The organism is Pseudomonas viridiflava (assembly GCF_003702045.1).
Classification (GTDB): domain Bacteria; phylum Pseudomonadota; class Gammaproteobacteria; order Pseudomonadales; family Pseudomonadaceae; genus Aquipseudomonas; species Aquipseudomonas viridiflava_C.
The window spans coordinates 19,028-32,722 of record NZ_RBTP01000065.1; the positions used below are offsets into that span (position 1 = coordinate 19,028).

A 13,695-nucleotide genomic window follows, 5' to 3' on the forward strand; every position below is an offset into this window, starting at 1 on the left:
GAGCGCGCGGGGACGCTGCGCCCCGTGCCATTCGCGACAACCTCAAAGGAGTCAACCATGAGCACCGCCACCCCTTACAACCGTTTGAACAAAGACGACGCTGCGGTTCTGCTGGTCGATCATCAGACCGGCCTGATTTCGCTGGTGCAGGATTTCTCGCCTAACGAGTTCAAGAACAACGTACTGGCGTTGGGCGATCTGGCCAAGTTCTTCGACCTGCCGACCATCCTGACCACGAGCTTTGAAACCGGCCCGAACGGCCCGCTGGTGCCCGAGCTCAAGGAAATGTTCCCGGACGCACCGTACATTCCGCGTCCAGGGCAGATCAACGCTTGGGATAACGATGATTTCGTCGCGGCAGTCAAAGCGACCGGTCGCAAGCAATTGATCATTGCCGGTGTAGTGACCGACGTGTGCGTGGCGTTCCCGACCCTGTGTGCACTGGCTGAAGGTTTCGACGTGTTCGTGGTGACCGACGCTTCTGGCACCTTCAACGAAACCGTGCAGAAAGCGGCATGGGCACGCATGAGCGCGGCCGGAGCCCAACTGGTCAACTGGTTCTCGGTGGCCTGCGAGCTGCAAGTCGATTGGCGCAATGACATGGAAGGCCTGGCCAACCTGCTGTCCCAGCGCATTCCGAACTACCGCAACCTCATGAACAGCTACAGCGCGTTTACGGCCAAGTAACGTGCATTTATAACCCCCACGCATCAATGGCGCAGTGACCAACCGGTCACTGCGCCATTTTTTCTATCTTGTCCGACAATTATGTAGTGCTTGAAAAAAATCACTACATAAGCGTTGACGCCCCCGGTTTCCTTTTGCATTATGCAGCTGTCTCCCTGATCGGGAGCACCGCAACGAGGTATTGAACAGGCTCGGCAAGCCGTCGAGATGTTCCCGGATGTAGGCTGCCCACAAGGCAGATTGATGAAGCTGACCTGGCAGGATCGTCGATACAGGCGAGAAGCTGGCGAGACATTCTCATGACGCTTGTGGTTGATCGCTGAATGATCATCAGGCCTTTGGGTTTCGCAACTTCTTCTCTCCGATGACGCTGCTATGTAGTGGCTTTGCATCAAGGCTACCTGCAATTCCTTGAGGGCTGGATCTGTATTCGACGAACACTCCATCGTGTTTCGTGCATGAATTGTCTGGCACATAAACTTGATGTATCAACCATTGAACTGCTTACGAGCGAAGGAGCATCAACATGAACATGAACAATCAACCGAACATTGATGAACTGGCTCGTCTGTTTGCCGCCCGTAAAGACACGCTGGATAACCATATCGCCTGGATCTCCGATTCCGGTGAGGTTCATCTGGACCCCATGAGGCCACATACTCTGGAAGATGAGTTCCGCGACGCTCACCCTGAGCTGCGCGCAGCGCTGGGCATGTTCCGTCGGGGTTTGGGCTACGTCGGCAAGAAGGCGGCGGCTGATCGGGCCTACATGGACAGTACGCTGCAAGCGCTCAAGAACGAGTGGCAGAACAGCCGTCGTCATGCTCAAAGTCGAGTGGCTTGATCGCCTCGGTTTTTCTAACGCCAGGTTGTTCATAGGCGCGTGCGGCGTTCAAACATGTCTGTTCTCTTAATCAGGAGGGAACAGACTGTTCAGTCTGAAACAGCACGTTGGGGTGTGCACTTCGATAACCCTGTGTGCAGTGCCTTTATGGACTCCCTTGTCCCACTTGCATTTTCGCGATGAGCGTTCATGTACAAGACCGCAATGGGTCAGTCCCTGAAAAGGCGCCGATGCGTGTTCTGGAAACGCGATACCCCGTCATGCCGAACGCTTTCAGTAATGCCAATTTTTGGCGTCGCAGGCGCCGCTTGTGTAACAAGGTTGATAAGCGTCTGTTTCAAGAATGAAAAAAAATCTTGTCTTATTGTTGTACAAAGTGTTTTGAGTGGTATAGATTTTTAGTCATGGATCAGCGTGTATGGCGCTGTTTTTGCCGGTTTCGGTATAGACCACACCGCTGATCCACCTCATTTTTATCCGTTGGTGTCGATGCCGACGGGTTCCTCCCGAGGCATACGATGGTAGCGCCCCGATGGTTACTCATCCTTCTATTGCTCAGCGGCGGCGTTCAAGCCAGTTGGCGTGAAGCGCTGCCCGATGCTCAGGTGGTCGGCTCCGGCGAACTCACGCTGTACGGATTTCGAATCTATACCGCCAGGCTCTTGAGCCCGGCCAGTCCCTTTACCGTGGACTCGCCTATGGCGCTGGAACTGACCTATCACCGCGACATTGACCGGGAAGACCTGGTCGACGCCAGCATCGATGAGATCAAACGCATCTCGGGGCCAGCTATCACTGCCGAGCAGGTCAAGACGTGGCGTCAGCAGATGGACAAGGCGTTCGTCGACGTGACCCCTGGCATGAAGATCACCGGTGTTTATCTGCCCGGACGCGAAGCGCGCTTTTACGTCGGCGAGAAGCTCCAGCACGTGGTGCGCGACAGTGCGTTCGCCAAAGCGTTTTTCTCCATCTGGCTGGACCCCAAGACGCGTAATACTGAACTGCGCGACCGTCTGCTGGGCACGGCACCTTGAAAGTCGTTGGAGGGCTTATGCTCAGAAAGTGGTTATTGTTGATGTGCCTTGGGGCGGTGCTGGCGGGCTGCGGCGGTGTACCGGTCAGTCGTTACAGCCAGGAGACGCCAAAACTCGACCTGCGCGACTACTTCACGGGGCGCGTCGAAGCCTGGGGGATGTTTCAGAAACGCTCAGGCGAAGTGACCAAACGTTTTCATGTGATCATCAATGGGCATAGCGAGGGCGAGGTGCTGGTCATGCATGAAGCTTTCAGCTACAGCGATGGCACAAAGCAGGTGCGTGAGTGGCGCTTGCGTCCAGATGGGCCCGGTCGCTGGACCGGTACGGCCGGCGATGTGGTCGGCGTGGCCAGCGGCGAAGTGGCGGGTAACAGCTTTCACTGGCGCTACGTGCTGAGGCTGCCGGTGGACGGCACCGAGTATGACGTCAGCCTGGACGACTGGATGTACCTGATCGATGAACAGACAATGGCTAACCGTTCATCCATGACCAAGCTGGGCGTCGAGGTGGGGCAGATTACCCTGTTCTTCCGCAAGGACGACATGCCGAAGAAATAGCGCAAGACCGGCGTCAGCCGCCGGTCATGTTCATGAAGCGAACCACCTGCACGCCGTCGTCGTGAGTAAAGTTGTGGCTCCACGGCTTGATCTGCATAGCGTCGATGATCGCTTTCTCCAGCTTGTGCGGCTGACCGGGGTTGGCGCGCAGCACCGACTTGAGGTCCACCGAGTGCTCATTGCCAAGGCACAGCAGTAAACGACCTTCCACCGTCAGGCGAACCCGGTTGCAGGTGCTGCAAAAGTTGTGGCTGTGCGGCGAGATGAATCCGATACGAATCCCGGGTGCTTCAGCCAGTCGCCAGTAGCGAGAAGGGCCTTGCGTGGAGTCCGTGGAGGGCACCAGCGTGTAACGTTCTGCGATGCGCTCGCGAACCTGATCGCTGGAGCAGAAGGACTCGGCGCGGCTGTGCTCGCTGATGATGCCCAGCGGCATCTCTTCAATGAACGAGACATCCAGGTTGCGATCGATGGCAAAGGCCAGCAGATCGTTAACCTCATGGTCGTTACGACCCTGCATCACCACGCAGTTGAGCTTGGTATGGGTGAAACCTGCGGCCTTCGCCGCGTCGATACCGGCGATGACCTTGTTCAGATCCCCGGTACGGGTCAGCTCACGAAAGCGGGCAGGGTCCAGGCTGTCCAGGCTGATGTTCAAGCGTGTGACACCCGCGTCGAACAGTGGCTTGGCCAGTCTGTCGAGCTGCGAACCATTGGTGGTCATGCACAATTCGCGCAGGCCGGGCAGGGCGGCGATTCGCTCGCACAGGCCCACGACCCCGGCACGTACCAGAGGCTCGCCACCGGTCAGACGAATCTTGCGGGTGCCCAGCGCCACGAAACGCTCGGCCACCTGAAGGATTTCTTCCAGGGACAGGATCTGTTGCCGAGGCAGAAACGTCATCTCTTCGGCCATGCAATACACGCAGCGGAAATCGCACCGGTCGGTGACCGACATGCGCAGATAATCGACTTTGCGGGCAAAGCGGTCCATCAGGACGGGTTCTGACATTTCACCTTCTTACTTGATCGATCAATGAATTGACTGCCCGATGTTGGACGACAACACACCAAAGGAGTTTGATTTTTCGAGGCAACCGTTAAGACCCATAGTAGTCAAGGGTTACGGCTATTGCACTGGCTTCATGCCAGCCACGCTACCGAGTCGAAATGCCGCAGTCCAATCGCTTGTTCCAATGGCCTGATCGAATTGATCTATGGCCAATCCTTTCAACGTCATTCAGGGGCTGTATTGGCCCGGGAGCTGCGTTCATAACGTTCCAGTAACGGCTGAATACTGATGCCATGCACCAGAATACTGAGTGCAACTACCGAGAGCGTCATGCCGATGACGAGATGACCCACATCCGGGGCCAGCCCATGTGAAAGCGCAAAGCACAGGTAATAAAGGCTGCCGATACCGCGTATGCCGAACCAGCCAACCAAGGCTTTTTGTCGTTTATTGAGCAGGCGCTTGCTGACCAATAGCCAGACACTCACAGGCCGGATAATGCAAAACAGCGCCAGTCCCAGCCCGATGGCGCGCCAATCCCAGTAAATGGCCAGCGCGGCGCCCAGCAGGGTAATCAGCAGCACTTCCATCGCACGTTCCACCAGGCTGCCGAACGCCAGCATGTCGCCCATCATGACCCCGGCCGCCAGTTGAGAGTCGCTCAGATCGTCGGCTTCTGCCAAGGTGCCTTTTTCCAGCGAGGCCGTCATGTGTCCAAGCACTGGTTGCGCCACGTGTTCCGAAGGCACCTCTGAGCGGGTGATGCGTGCTTCCGCCTGGCGCAGACCCACACCGGCCGCGAACACGGATAGAAAACCGAAAGCGCTGACGCTCTGCGCCACCACGTAGGAAAGCGCAATCAATGCCAGCGCCAGGTAGTCATTGGGGGAGGAGGTGCTATCGGCGTTTCTGACGCGCAGGAAAATCATCAAATGCCCAACGCCGCGACCCATTCCATAGCCGATCAGCAGCCCAGCAGGCACTGCCCAGATCAGGTGCTTGAAGAACCACAGTTGCACCCAGTCCGTGGCGCTCTCGCCCGAGCTGAGGTACAGCAATGCGAAGATCACGAATGGGAACGCCGTGCCATCGTTCAGGCCCGCTTCGCCAGACAGCCCGAAGCGCAGACGGTCCTGATCCTGAGCATTATTGACCTGCACCATCCCGGCCAGTACCGGGTCGGTGGGCGACAGCATCGCGCCCAGCAGCAGCGCGATCCCCCACGTAAGGCCAAACAGATAATGCGCAGCGACCGACACGCCGGCGATGGATGCCAGCATGACCGGCCCTGCCAGCCAGTAGGCCGAGTGCCAAGCCTTGCCGCGCAACGGCAAGCGCAACTTGATCCCGGTGCTGAACAATGAAAACAGCACTGCAGCCTCGGTCAGGCGCTCCAGCCATTCATAAGACTCTTTGAAGTCCAGATCCAGCGCACCCAAGCCCATCGGGCCGATACCGAAGCCGAAGGCCAGGCATACCGCCGAGGTGGTCACCGGCATCCAGCGCAGATAGGAAGACGTCAACGCCAATAGCATCAACAGCGCGCCAAGCACGCTCATGCAGACAATAAAACTCATAGTGGGAGGGTCGCCGTGAAAGCGCCTTGAAAAGAGGGCGTAACCTTGGGACTGCACTCAGGGGAAATAAGTTGAAATAATTTGTTCACGGATTGATGAGCGTGCTGTTCGCTGATCATTACCGAGTTCTTACGGGGTAAATGATTGCTCCTAAGCTACTGCTCATTAACGCCGCCCAGGACACTCCGCGTCCGCTTTCGAGTGTGACGCAGAGCATTGTGGGCACGATCAGGGTTGAGACAGACAGTCGTTACTACCGCTCGATACTACGACTCCAGCGCGCATTCCACTCCGGACGGATCTGATTCACCTGATCCCAGTCGATGGTGACAGCCGTTTCCAGGTATTTATTCATCGCCTCGACCTGAGCGCGGGTCTTGTCAGTGGTCGGGGTTTTCGGATTGGACGGGATCTGATCACCGAATTCCAGCGCAGGCGCCTGCGCCTCAGGGGTCAGCAGATAAGCCGCAAGTTTTTGCGCCAGCTCCGGCTGTGTATTGTTGGCAATGGTGCATTCCGCGACGTTCAATACCACCCCGCCTTCCTTAGGTGCTGCATATTCCACCGGAACGCCTTTGATCTTAAGGGCGGTCACTTGGGTTGGGGTGAGCGGGAAGAGGGCGGCCTCGTCGGTCTGCACCATCTCGGAAATTTTCGCCGAGCTTGCGATGTATTCCAGCACATTCGGCCCGACGGTTTTTGGCCATGCCTTGAAGCCCGGCTCGACATCCTTCTCGCTACCGCCCTGAATGCGGTTGAACATCAGAAAACCATGCAGACCGAAGGTCGACGAGGCCAGCGACTGAAACACCACCTTGTCCTTGAAGCGTTTGTCAGCCAGGTCCATCCATGATGTCGGCGCGGCCCAGCCTTGTTCCTTGAACATGCGCGTGTTGTACGCCAGACCCGTCACGCCGAGGCTGACGGCTGCGGCCTGTTCCTTGATTTTCGCTTTGGCTGGCAGGTCGCTGAGCGCGGCGCTGGGTTGCAAGGTGTCGCACAGGCCCATCGAAATTGCCCGGTACATGATGCCGTCATCAAGGAACATGACGTGCATCTGCGGGTTGTCTTTGCTGGCCTGTACCTTGGCCAGAATATCTGCCGAGGTGCCCGGCACGATCACCACTTTCACGTTGTTGGCTTTCTCGAAAGCGGGCAATACCTGATCGGCGTACAGCCGCTCCATCGTTCCGCCGTTCATGCCCAGATAGAGCGTGGTCTCGGCGCTGGCGGGCATGGACGCGAGCAATGCAGCCAAGGGCAGACAAGACAGACCGGTGAGGGCGACACGTTTGGCGATGTTCATAAGGGCGACCTTCCTCTGTGCAATGGGATGACGTTCGAAACGGGTTCAGGGGCAGAGCGGGGTGAGGCGACGAGCGTTGAATCGGTAACGGGTAGAGCCGGCTTAGTCCGGAACCGGCCAATGGAAAACGCATCGAGCGAGATCGACGAGCGGCCGGCGCAGACCCATTCGGCCAGCGCTTCGCCTGCGGCAGGTCCGACCTGGAAGCCAGCGCCCGCAAAACCGAAACCGTGCAGCAGGCCCGGTTGGGTCAGACTGGGACCAAGTATGGGTTCTCGATCCGGCAGATAACCTTCGGTGCCGCTCCAGGTGCGAATCGCCTGGGCGCCCTTGAGCGGCGGATACAATTCAACGGCATTGCGCAGGATGTCGAGCACGGCGGCCTGACCCGGCCTTGCACGCGCCGGATCCAACGCAAAACCCTGACCGCCACCCAGCACGCAATTGCCTCGTGACACTTGGCGCGCATAGATGCCGCCGCCTTCCACCCCGGTGCTGACATCCATGAACATCGGCAGCGGTTCGGTCACCAGCATGGCCGGATGGCCCGAATACATAGGCACCGGCTCGTTGAATTGTGCGGCGAGTTGTCCGGCCCAGGCACCCGCGCAATTGAGCAACCACGGCGCGCGCAATGTCAGGCCGTTGGCGGTTTCGACGGTGAACGCCTGCCCGTCGTGACTGACCTGAATCACCTGCGCCTGCTCGAAGACCTGAGCACCGGCCAGCCGGGCGGCGCGGGCAAACGCCGGTGAGACCAGCCGCGGATTGGCGTGTCCGTCCTCGGCGCACAACGAAGCCCCTACTGCGACATCACCCGCCCAAGGGAAACGTGCGCGCAACTGAGTGCGATCCAGCAACTGAAGATCCAGCCCGAAACCCTGACTGGCTTGCGCATAAGCTCGCAGCGCGTCCATGTCCTGCTCCGAGCGCGCCAGTTTGAGGTGCCCGGAGCGCTGGTATTCGCCCTCTGTGCCGATCAGCTCACGCAGGCTGCCCCAGATCTGATGGGCACGCTGGGACAGCGGCAACTGGGACAGCGGTCGACCCTGGCGGCGAACGCCACCGTAATTCACGCCGCTGGAGTGCGACCCGCAGAAGTCACGCTCCAGCAGCGCGACGCGTTTCCCTTTCAGGGCCAATGCCAGCGCTGCTGAAGCGCCGACAATGCCGCCGCCGATGATCAGTGCATCGGTTTCGATCAGCGTGCTCATGGCTGTGTCTCCACACCAAACGGAATCGGCTTGATCGGCGATTGCCCGCGCAGACGGCCGATCTGCTGCACCGCACGTCCGCTCTCGCAAGCGATCAGCTCTGCCGCCGCCAACCCGCACAGGCGACCCTGGCAGCGTCCCATCCCGACCCGGCACATGGCCTTGACGCGGTTCATCTCCCAATGCCCGTCCTGCACCGTGCGGCGAATATCGCCTGCACTCACTTCCTCGCAGCGGCAAATCAGGGTTTTATCGGGCACTTGAGCAGCCCAGTCTTCCGGGAACGGAAAGGCGGTTTCCAGCCCATGACGAAAGCGCGTGATGCGCTTGAGCTGTGTTTTCAACCGGTCGATACGCTGCCCATCCACCCCGCGGCCACAGTCTTGCAACAGGCTCATCGCGGCCAGTTCACCGGCCATTTCGGCGGCGTCCGCGCCCATGATTCCGGCGCCGTCACCTGCCAGGTACACCTGATCCACGCTGCTGCGCCCGACGTCGTCGCGAACCGGCAGCCAGGCGCGGTTCAAGGCGCTCCACTCGAATGCACACCCCAGCAAATCGGCCAACTGCGTCTCGCTGCGCAATGCGTGGGCAAACGCCACGGCGTCACACGCCAGACGGTTTGTCTGGCCGTTTCGCTCCCAACTGACACCGCCGACTCGTTGGGAGCCCTCGACATGCGTCAGCCGAGCACCCTGATGCACGGGAATGCCGTGGGCCGTCAGCCAGGCGCGGTAATACAGGCCCTTGGCGAGGGTCACGGGCTGGCCTAGCAGGGCGGGAAGGGCGCGGCACTGCGCAGAGAACGGCGCGCTGTCCAGCACCGCCAGTACATTGGCCCCGGCTTGGGCGTATTGATAGGCCACCAGATACAGCAGCGGTCCGCTGCCGCAGAACACCACATGTTCTCCAATGGCGCAGCCCTGATATTTCAAGGCCACTTGCGCCGCACCAAGGCTGTAAACGCCGGGCAGAGTCCAGCCCGGTACAGGTAGAACCCGGTCGGTTGCCCCCGTGGCCACGATCAAGTGGGAATAGTCGACATGCCCGGCACACCCGTCCTGAAGAACGTCGAGCCGACCGTCTTGGGCGCTCCAGACCAGCGTTCGGGGTCGATAGTCAATGCTGTCTGCCAATGCATCCAGCGCCTGATGCACAGCGACAGCCTTGTTCGCCTCGAAGCCGTAAAGTGCCTTTGGCGAACGCTTGAAGTGTTCAGGCTGGCGACGGTAGATCTGCCCGCCACCGCGCAGACCCTCGTCTATCAAGCAGGCTTTGATGCCGTGGGCCGAAAGCGTCTGTGCCGCCCGGGCTCCCGCGGGACCGGCACCGACGATGACTACCTTTTCGGTGCTCACCATTGCGGCTCCTCAGAAACGCGACGCCCCGGCTCACGGTTGACGCTTTGACCGGCTTCCAGCAGGGTCGAGCAGGCACGCACCCGCTGACCATCGCCCAGGCGCACCCAACAGTCCTGACAGGCTCCCATCATGCAGAAACCTGCACGCGGTTCGGCGCTGAAGTCGCTGCCGCGCAAATGTTCGCTGCTCGTCAGTACAGCTGTCAGCAGTGTATCGCCCAGCAGACCGCTGGCCGGCTGGCCATCGAGAGTGAAGGGCACCGCTGGGCGGTCGTGCTCGGCCAATCGTTTAAGCAGTGCCATCACTGACCTCCAGGCCCATCATCAATGTTTGCCAACCAGCACGCGATCCAGCCCATAGACTCGGTCGAGCAAAATCATGGTGGCGGCGGTGAGGGCGATGACCAGTGCCGAGACGGCGGCCATCATCGGATCGATGGATTCAGTCGCGTACACGTACATGCGAACTGGCAGGGTCTGTGTCGCGGGGGACGTGACGAAGATCGACAGCGTCACCTCGTCGAAACTGTTAATGAACGCCAGCAGCCAGCCACCTGCAACACCGGGCAGAATCATTGGCAGCGTGATTTGGCGAAACAGTGTGAAACGACTGGCTCCCAGCGATTCGGCCGCGTGTTCGGCACTGCGATCAATGCCGATGGCCGCTGCCAGCACCAGCCGCAACACATAAGGCGTGATCACCAGCACGTGGGCGAATATCAGCCAGGTGAAGCTGCCGTTGACGCCCATCAGGGCGAACAGGCGCAGCATCGCAACACCCAGCACCAGATGCGGAATGATGATGGGCGACAGAAACAGGGCGTTGAAAAAGTTGCGTCCCGGAAAGTTATGCCGGGTGATCGCCAGCGCAGCGGGCACGGCAATCAGTGTCGCCAGCGTGGCCGAAACGAACGCCAGAATCAGGCTGTTGTAGAACGAGTCAATAAAGTCTGCCCGTTCGAACACCGCTTTGAACCAGCGCAGCGAGAACTCGGTAGTGGGCAGGCTCAGGGTGTTTTCGGGGGTGAACGCCACCAGGCAGACAACCACCAGTGGCGCCATCATGAACACCACGACCAACGCATGAAACGACAGGGCCAGAGGACCGTTCTTGGACATGGATCATTCCCCCAGGGATTTCTTGTAGCGGCCTTCGATCATTCGGTTCCACGACAGCATCACCAGCAGGTTCACCAAGAGCAGCGCCACCGCCAGCGTCGCCCCCATCGGCCAGTTCAGCTCCGACAGGTATTGGTCGTAGATCACGGTCGCGACCATTTTCAGGCGTCGTCCGCCGAGCAGGCCGGGAATGGCGAACGAGCTGGCGGCAAGGCCGAAGACGATCAGCGAGCCTGACAGCACGCCCGGCATGACCTGCGGCAGTACTATCAGGCGCATGACTTTGGCCTGGCTGGCACCCAGTGACAGCGCCGCCTGTTCTGCGGTGGGATCAAGCTTTTGCAGCGAGGTCCAGACGGGAATGATCATGAACGGCAGCATCACGTGCACTAACGCGATGATGACTGCGAACGGCGTGTACAGCAGCTTCACCGGGCGTCCGCCCAATGCCTGTATGCCTTGATTGATCAGCCCGTCCGCGCCCAGCAACAGGCTCCAGCCGAACGCCCGAACCACCACTGAAATCAACAGTGGTGTGAGGATCAGAATCAGAAAGATTGAGCGCCACGGGGTGCCCATGCGGCTGAGGATGTAGGCCTCGGGCACACCGATTACGACGCAGAGCAGGGTGACCAACGCGCTGATCCAGAAGGTGCGCAGAAAGATCTCGTAGAAATAGCTGTCGGTCAGCACTGCACCATAGTTTTCCAGGGTGTAGCTGTCGCTTTTCACGCCCACCTGATAATCGAACACGTTGAACGACAGCAGCAACGTAAGGCCCAGCGGCAACACCAGAAGGCCGATAAACAGCGCCAGCGCCGGGGCGGAGAGCCAATAACCGCGCCGGCCCTGACGCATTTGAGTCAGCAGGCTCATGCACGCACCTCGTCGGCGTCCAGCACGCGCAGCAACTCGGACGGCCAGTCCAGACCCACCGCCGCCCCTTGTTCCAGTGGCGCTTGACCATCGTTGCGGCGCACCACGGTCAACTCACCGATGCCGGTCTGGATGCTGTACAGCCATTGGCTGCCGAGAAAGTATCGGGTGACGATGCGCCCCGACAGGCGACCGCAGCCCGGCGCGACCAGATCGATCTTTTCCGGCCGCAGGCTCAGCGTCAGAGCACCTTCGCCCGGCAACTGACGTATCTGTGGGACGCCGCTGCTGTCCAGGTCGCCCTGCAGCATGTTCGCCTTGCCGACGAAGCCGGAGATAAAGCGCGTACGCGGGTGTTCGTAGAGGGCGTAGGGGTCGCCGATCTGGGTAATGCGTCCGGCCTGCATGACCACCACCCGGTCACTGATCGACAGCGCTTCGGCCTGATCGTGGGTGACCATGAGTGTGGTAATGCCCACTTCGTTCTGAATGCGGCGAATCTCGAACTGCATTTCTTCACGCAGGTTGGCGTCGAGGTTAGACAACGGCTCGTCGAGCAGCAGCACCGGCGGCTCGATCACCAGGGCACGGGCCAGCGCCACACGCTGCCGCTGTCCGCCAGACAACTCACGTGGATAGCGTTCGGCATGCTGATCCAGGCGCACCAGCTTCAGCACGTTGTTCACTCGGCTCTGGATCTCGGCAGCGGGCACCTTGCGCATGCGCAGGCCGAACGCCACGTTGTTGGCAACCGTCATGTGCGCAAACAGCGCGTAGCTTTGGAACACCACGCCCAGGCCACGGCTGCTGGGCTTGGCATGAGTGATGTCGCGCCCGTCGAGCACGATGCGCCCGTCACTGACGTCGACGAAGCCTGCGATCATCTGCAAGGTGGTGGTTTTGCCGCAACCGGACGGGCCCAGCAGCGAAACGAACTCGCCCTTGTCCACGTTCAAGTCGGTAGCCACCACGGCGTCGATTGAACCGTAGCGTTTGGAGAGACCTTCGAGCTGCAAAAATGCCATGCCTGCGTCCACCTTGTGTGCGGGCGTGCCGGGGGCACGCGTTTGTCATGGGCAGATGCGAAGTGAAGTCATGCAGCTATGGACGTTGGCGCTCGTTCTAAGTCGGCTACCGCTGATTGTTCAAATCGCCCCTGTGGACTGAGAGTAGGACGAAGGCTAGGATGCGCTCAATGAGGAATTTCACTGAACAACATCTTTTTTCAGATTCATTCATTGAGTGAAAGAAAGTATGGTCGAGCGGTTAAATAATTCCGTTGATCGGAATACTGAGCTGAAGGATGTGGGCGTTGGCGCAGTATCGCGTTTGTTCGCGGTGTTGCGCTGCCTCGGGGATTGCGATGAAGGCGGCGAGCGGGTCACGCAACTGGCCCAGCGTGTCGGTCTTTCTCAACCCACCACTCACCGCCTTCTGCGCAGTTTGATGGACGAAGGTATGGTCGAGCAGGATCTGCTCAGCAAACGCTACCGGCTGAGCATCGAGTTTTTCGCGTTGGCAGCCAAAGCGGGCAACGCCGGCAACCTGCGAGATCTGGTCAGACCCAGCCTGCTGCGCTTGTCCGCTTCGCTGGGCGACTCGCTGTTTCTGTTGGCACGCAGCGGTTTTGACGCGATTTGCCTGGATCGCAGCGAGGGGCCTTACCCGATTCGCACCTTCACCGGTGATATCGGTGGGCGCGTTGCGCTGGGCGTAGGGCAGGGTAGCCTGGCGATTCTCGCGTTCCTGCCCGAGGACGAGCGTGAAACGGTGATTGCCTACAACTTGCCCAGGCTGAAGGATTTCCACTTATACGACGAAGTTTTCCTGCGCTCGGAGGTGGAGAATGTGAGGCGCCTGGGTTACGCCGCACGCAACACCGGTGCGCTGCCGGGGATGGCCGGGCTTGCGGTGCCGATCCTTGATCGTAACGGCCGTGCGGTCGCAGCGCTCAGTGTCGCCACCCTCAGCGACCGACTGGGGCCGGATCGGCTCATGACCGTGGTTGAATTGCTCAAACGTGAGGCAACGGCAATCAGCGCGCGGATCAACCCGTTCGATCCATCGCTGCGCCGCCCGAGTCAGGTGTTTGGGCAGGCCGATTAA

14 protein-coding genes are annotated in these 13,695 nt (G+C 59.7%); 5 read left to right on the top strand and 9 right to left on the bottom strand.

Annotated elements, in window-relative coordinates; all coding sequences use genetic code 11:
• The first annotated feature begins 57 nt into the window (after nucleotides 1–57).
• The 4 genes from ycaC (at nucleotide 58) to ALP40_RS18715 (ending at nucleotide 3,125) form a co-directional block, all read left to right on the top strand.
• Nucleotides 58–687, top strand: a complete 630-nt coding sequence (gene ycaC / locus ALP40_RS18700; RefSeq protein WP_122209677.1) for an isochorismate family cysteine hydrolase YcaC — start codon at nucleotides 58–60, stop codon at nucleotides 685–687.
• A 526-nt stretch (nucleotides 688–1,213) separates the two neighbouring features.
• Entirely contained in the window at nucleotides 1,214–1,531 is a 318-nt protein-coding gene (locus ALP40_RS18705) for a hypothetical protein (RefSeq protein WP_122209678.1), read from the top strand.
• Nucleotides 1,532–2,049: 518 nt separating this feature from the next.
• Nucleotides 2,050–2,565 (top strand): chalcone isomerase family protein, encoded by a 516-nt coding sequence (locus ALP40_RS18710; RefSeq protein WP_122209679.1) that lies wholly within the window; start codon nucleotides 2,050–2,052, stop codon nucleotides 2,563–2,565.
• Between the two features lie 17 nt (nucleotides 2,566–2,582).
• Entirely contained in the window at nucleotides 2,583–3,125 is a 543-nt protein-coding gene (locus ALP40_RS18715) for a DUF3833 domain-containing protein (protein ID WP_122209680.1), read from the top strand.
• Between the two features lie 13 nt (nucleotides 3,126–3,138).
• Here the strand turns inward: ALP40_RS18715 and moaA are convergent, their stop codons facing one another.
• From moaA to ALP40_RS18760, 9 genes are all read right to left on the bottom strand, one after another.
• Nucleotides 3,139–4,137, bottom strand: a complete 999-nt coding sequence (gene moaA, locus ALP40_RS18720) for a GTP 3',8-cyclase MoaA (RefSeq protein ID WP_122209681.1) — start codon at nucleotides 4,135–4,137, stop codon at nucleotides 3,139–3,141.
• A gap of 224 nt (nucleotides 4,138–4,361) precedes the next feature.
• Nucleotides 4,362–5,714, bottom strand: coding sequence for a sodium:proton antiporter (locus ALP40_RS18725; RefSeq protein ID WP_122209682.1), 1,353 nt, complete (start codon nucleotides 5,712–5,714; stop codon nucleotides 4,362–4,364).
• 253 nt (nucleotides 5,715–5,967) lie between these two features.
• Entirely contained in the window at nucleotides 5,968–7,020 is a 1,053-nt protein-coding gene (locus ALP40_RS18730; protein WP_122209683.1) for an ABC transporter substrate-binding protein, read from the bottom strand.
• Entirely contained in the window at nucleotides 7,017–8,234 is a 1,218-nt protein-coding gene (locus ALP40_RS18735) for an FAD-binding oxidoreductase (RefSeq protein ID WP_122209684.1), read from the bottom strand. The genes ALP40_RS18730 and ALP40_RS18735 overlap by 4 nt, the downstream gene beginning before the upstream one ends.
• On the bottom strand, nucleotides 8,231–9,595 hold the full coding sequence (locus ALP40_RS18740; protein WP_122209685.1) for an NAD(P)/FAD-dependent oxidoreductase: 1,365 nt from the start codon (nucleotides 9,593–9,595) through the stop codon (nucleotides 8,231–8,233). Before ALP40_RS18740 ends, ALP40_RS18735 begins: the two co-directional genes overlap by 4 nt.
• Nucleotides 9,589–9,897: a (2Fe-2S)-binding protein gene (locus ALP40_RS18745; protein WP_122209686.1), complete on the bottom strand. Its 309-nt coding sequence runs from the start codon at nucleotides 9,895–9,897 to the stop codon at nucleotides 9,589–9,591. Before ALP40_RS18745 ends, ALP40_RS18740 begins: the two co-directional genes overlap by 7 nt.
• A gap of 21 nt (nucleotides 9,898–9,918) precedes the next feature.
• Nucleotides 9,919–10,713, bottom strand: coding sequence for an ABC transporter permease (locus ALP40_RS18750; protein ID WP_122209687.1), 795 nt, complete (start codon nucleotides 10,711–10,713; stop codon nucleotides 9,919–9,921).
• Between the two features lie 3 nt (nucleotides 10,714–10,716).
• A complete protein-coding gene (locus ALP40_RS18755) occupies nucleotides 10,717–11,589 on the bottom strand; it encodes an ABC transporter permease (protein WP_122209688.1) in 873 nt (290 codons plus the stop codon).
• Nucleotides 11,586–12,614, bottom strand: a complete 1,029-nt coding sequence (locus ALP40_RS18760) for an ABC transporter ATP-binding protein (RefSeq protein WP_122209689.1) — start codon at nucleotides 12,612–12,614, stop codon at nucleotides 11,586–11,588. Before ALP40_RS18760 ends, ALP40_RS18755 begins: the two co-directional genes overlap by 4 nt.
• Before the next feature lie 229 nt (nucleotides 12,615–12,843).
• Between ALP40_RS18760 and ALP40_RS18765 the strand changes: the two genes are divergently transcribed.
• Entirely contained in the window at nucleotides 12,844–13,695 is an 852-nt protein-coding gene (locus tag ALP40_RS18765; RefSeq protein ID WP_122209690.1) for an IclR family transcriptional regulator, read from the top strand.

What these genes read in the sequence shown, in the direction of transcription:
- ALP40_RS18745 (WP_122209686.1), bottom strand. Translation starts at nt 9,897, where the DNA reads ATGGCACTGCTTAAACGATTGGCCGAGCACGACCGCCCAGCGGTGCCC.
- ALP40_RS18765 (WP_122209690.1), top strand. Translation starts at nt 12,844, where the DNA reads ATGGTCGAGCGGTTAAATAATTCCGTTGATCGGAATACTGAGCTGAAG.
- moaA (WP_122209681.1), bottom strand. Translation starts at nt 4,137, where the DNA reads ATGTCAGAACCCGTCCTGATGGACCGCTTTGCCCGCAAAGTCGATTAT.
- ALP40_RS18710 (WP_122209679.1), top strand. Translation starts at nt 2,050, where the DNA reads ATGGTAGCGCCCCGATGGTTACTCATCCTTCTATTGCTCAGCGGCGGC.
- ycaC (WP_122209677.1), top strand. Translation starts at nt 58, where the DNA reads ATGAGCACCGCCACCCCTTACAACCGTTTGAACAAAGACGACGCTGCG.
- ALP40_RS18740 (WP_122209685.1), bottom strand. Translation starts at nt 9,595, where the DNA reads ATGGTGAGCACCGAAAAGGTAGTCATCGTCGGTGCCGGTCCCGCGGGA.
- ALP40_RS18705 (WP_122209678.1), top strand. Translation starts at nt 1,214, where the DNA reads ATGAACATGAACAATCAACCGAACATTGATGAACTGGCTCGTCTGTTT.
- ALP40_RS18735 (WP_122209684.1), bottom strand. Translation starts at nt 8,234, where the DNA reads ATGAGCACGCTGATCGAAACCGATGCACTGATCATCGGCGGCGGCATT.
- ALP40_RS18715 (WP_122209680.1), top strand. Translation starts at nt 2,583, where the DNA reads ATGCTCAGAAAGTGGTTATTGTTGATGTGCCTTGGGGCGGTGCTGGCG.
- ALP40_RS18760 (WP_122209689.1), bottom strand. Translation starts at nt 12,614, where the DNA reads ATGGCATTTTTGCAGCTCGAAGGTCTCTCCAAACGCTACGGTTCAATC.
- ALP40_RS18725 (WP_122209682.1), bottom strand. Translation starts at nt 5,714, where the DNA reads ATGAGTTTTATTGTCTGCATGAGCGTGCTTGGCGCGCTGTTGATGCTA.
- ALP40_RS18730 (WP_122209683.1), bottom strand. Translation starts at nt 7,020, where the DNA reads ATGAACATCGCCAAACGTGTCGCCCTCACCGGTCTGTCTTGTCTGCCC.
- ALP40_RS18750 (WP_122209687.1), bottom strand. Translation starts at nt 10,713, where the DNA reads ATGTCCAAGAACGGTCCTCTGGCCCTGTCGTTTCATGCGTTGGTCGTG.
- ALP40_RS18755 (WP_122209688.1), bottom strand. Translation starts at nt 11,589, where the DNA reads ATGAGCCTGCTGACTCAAATGCGTCAGGGCCGGCGCGGTTATTGGCTC.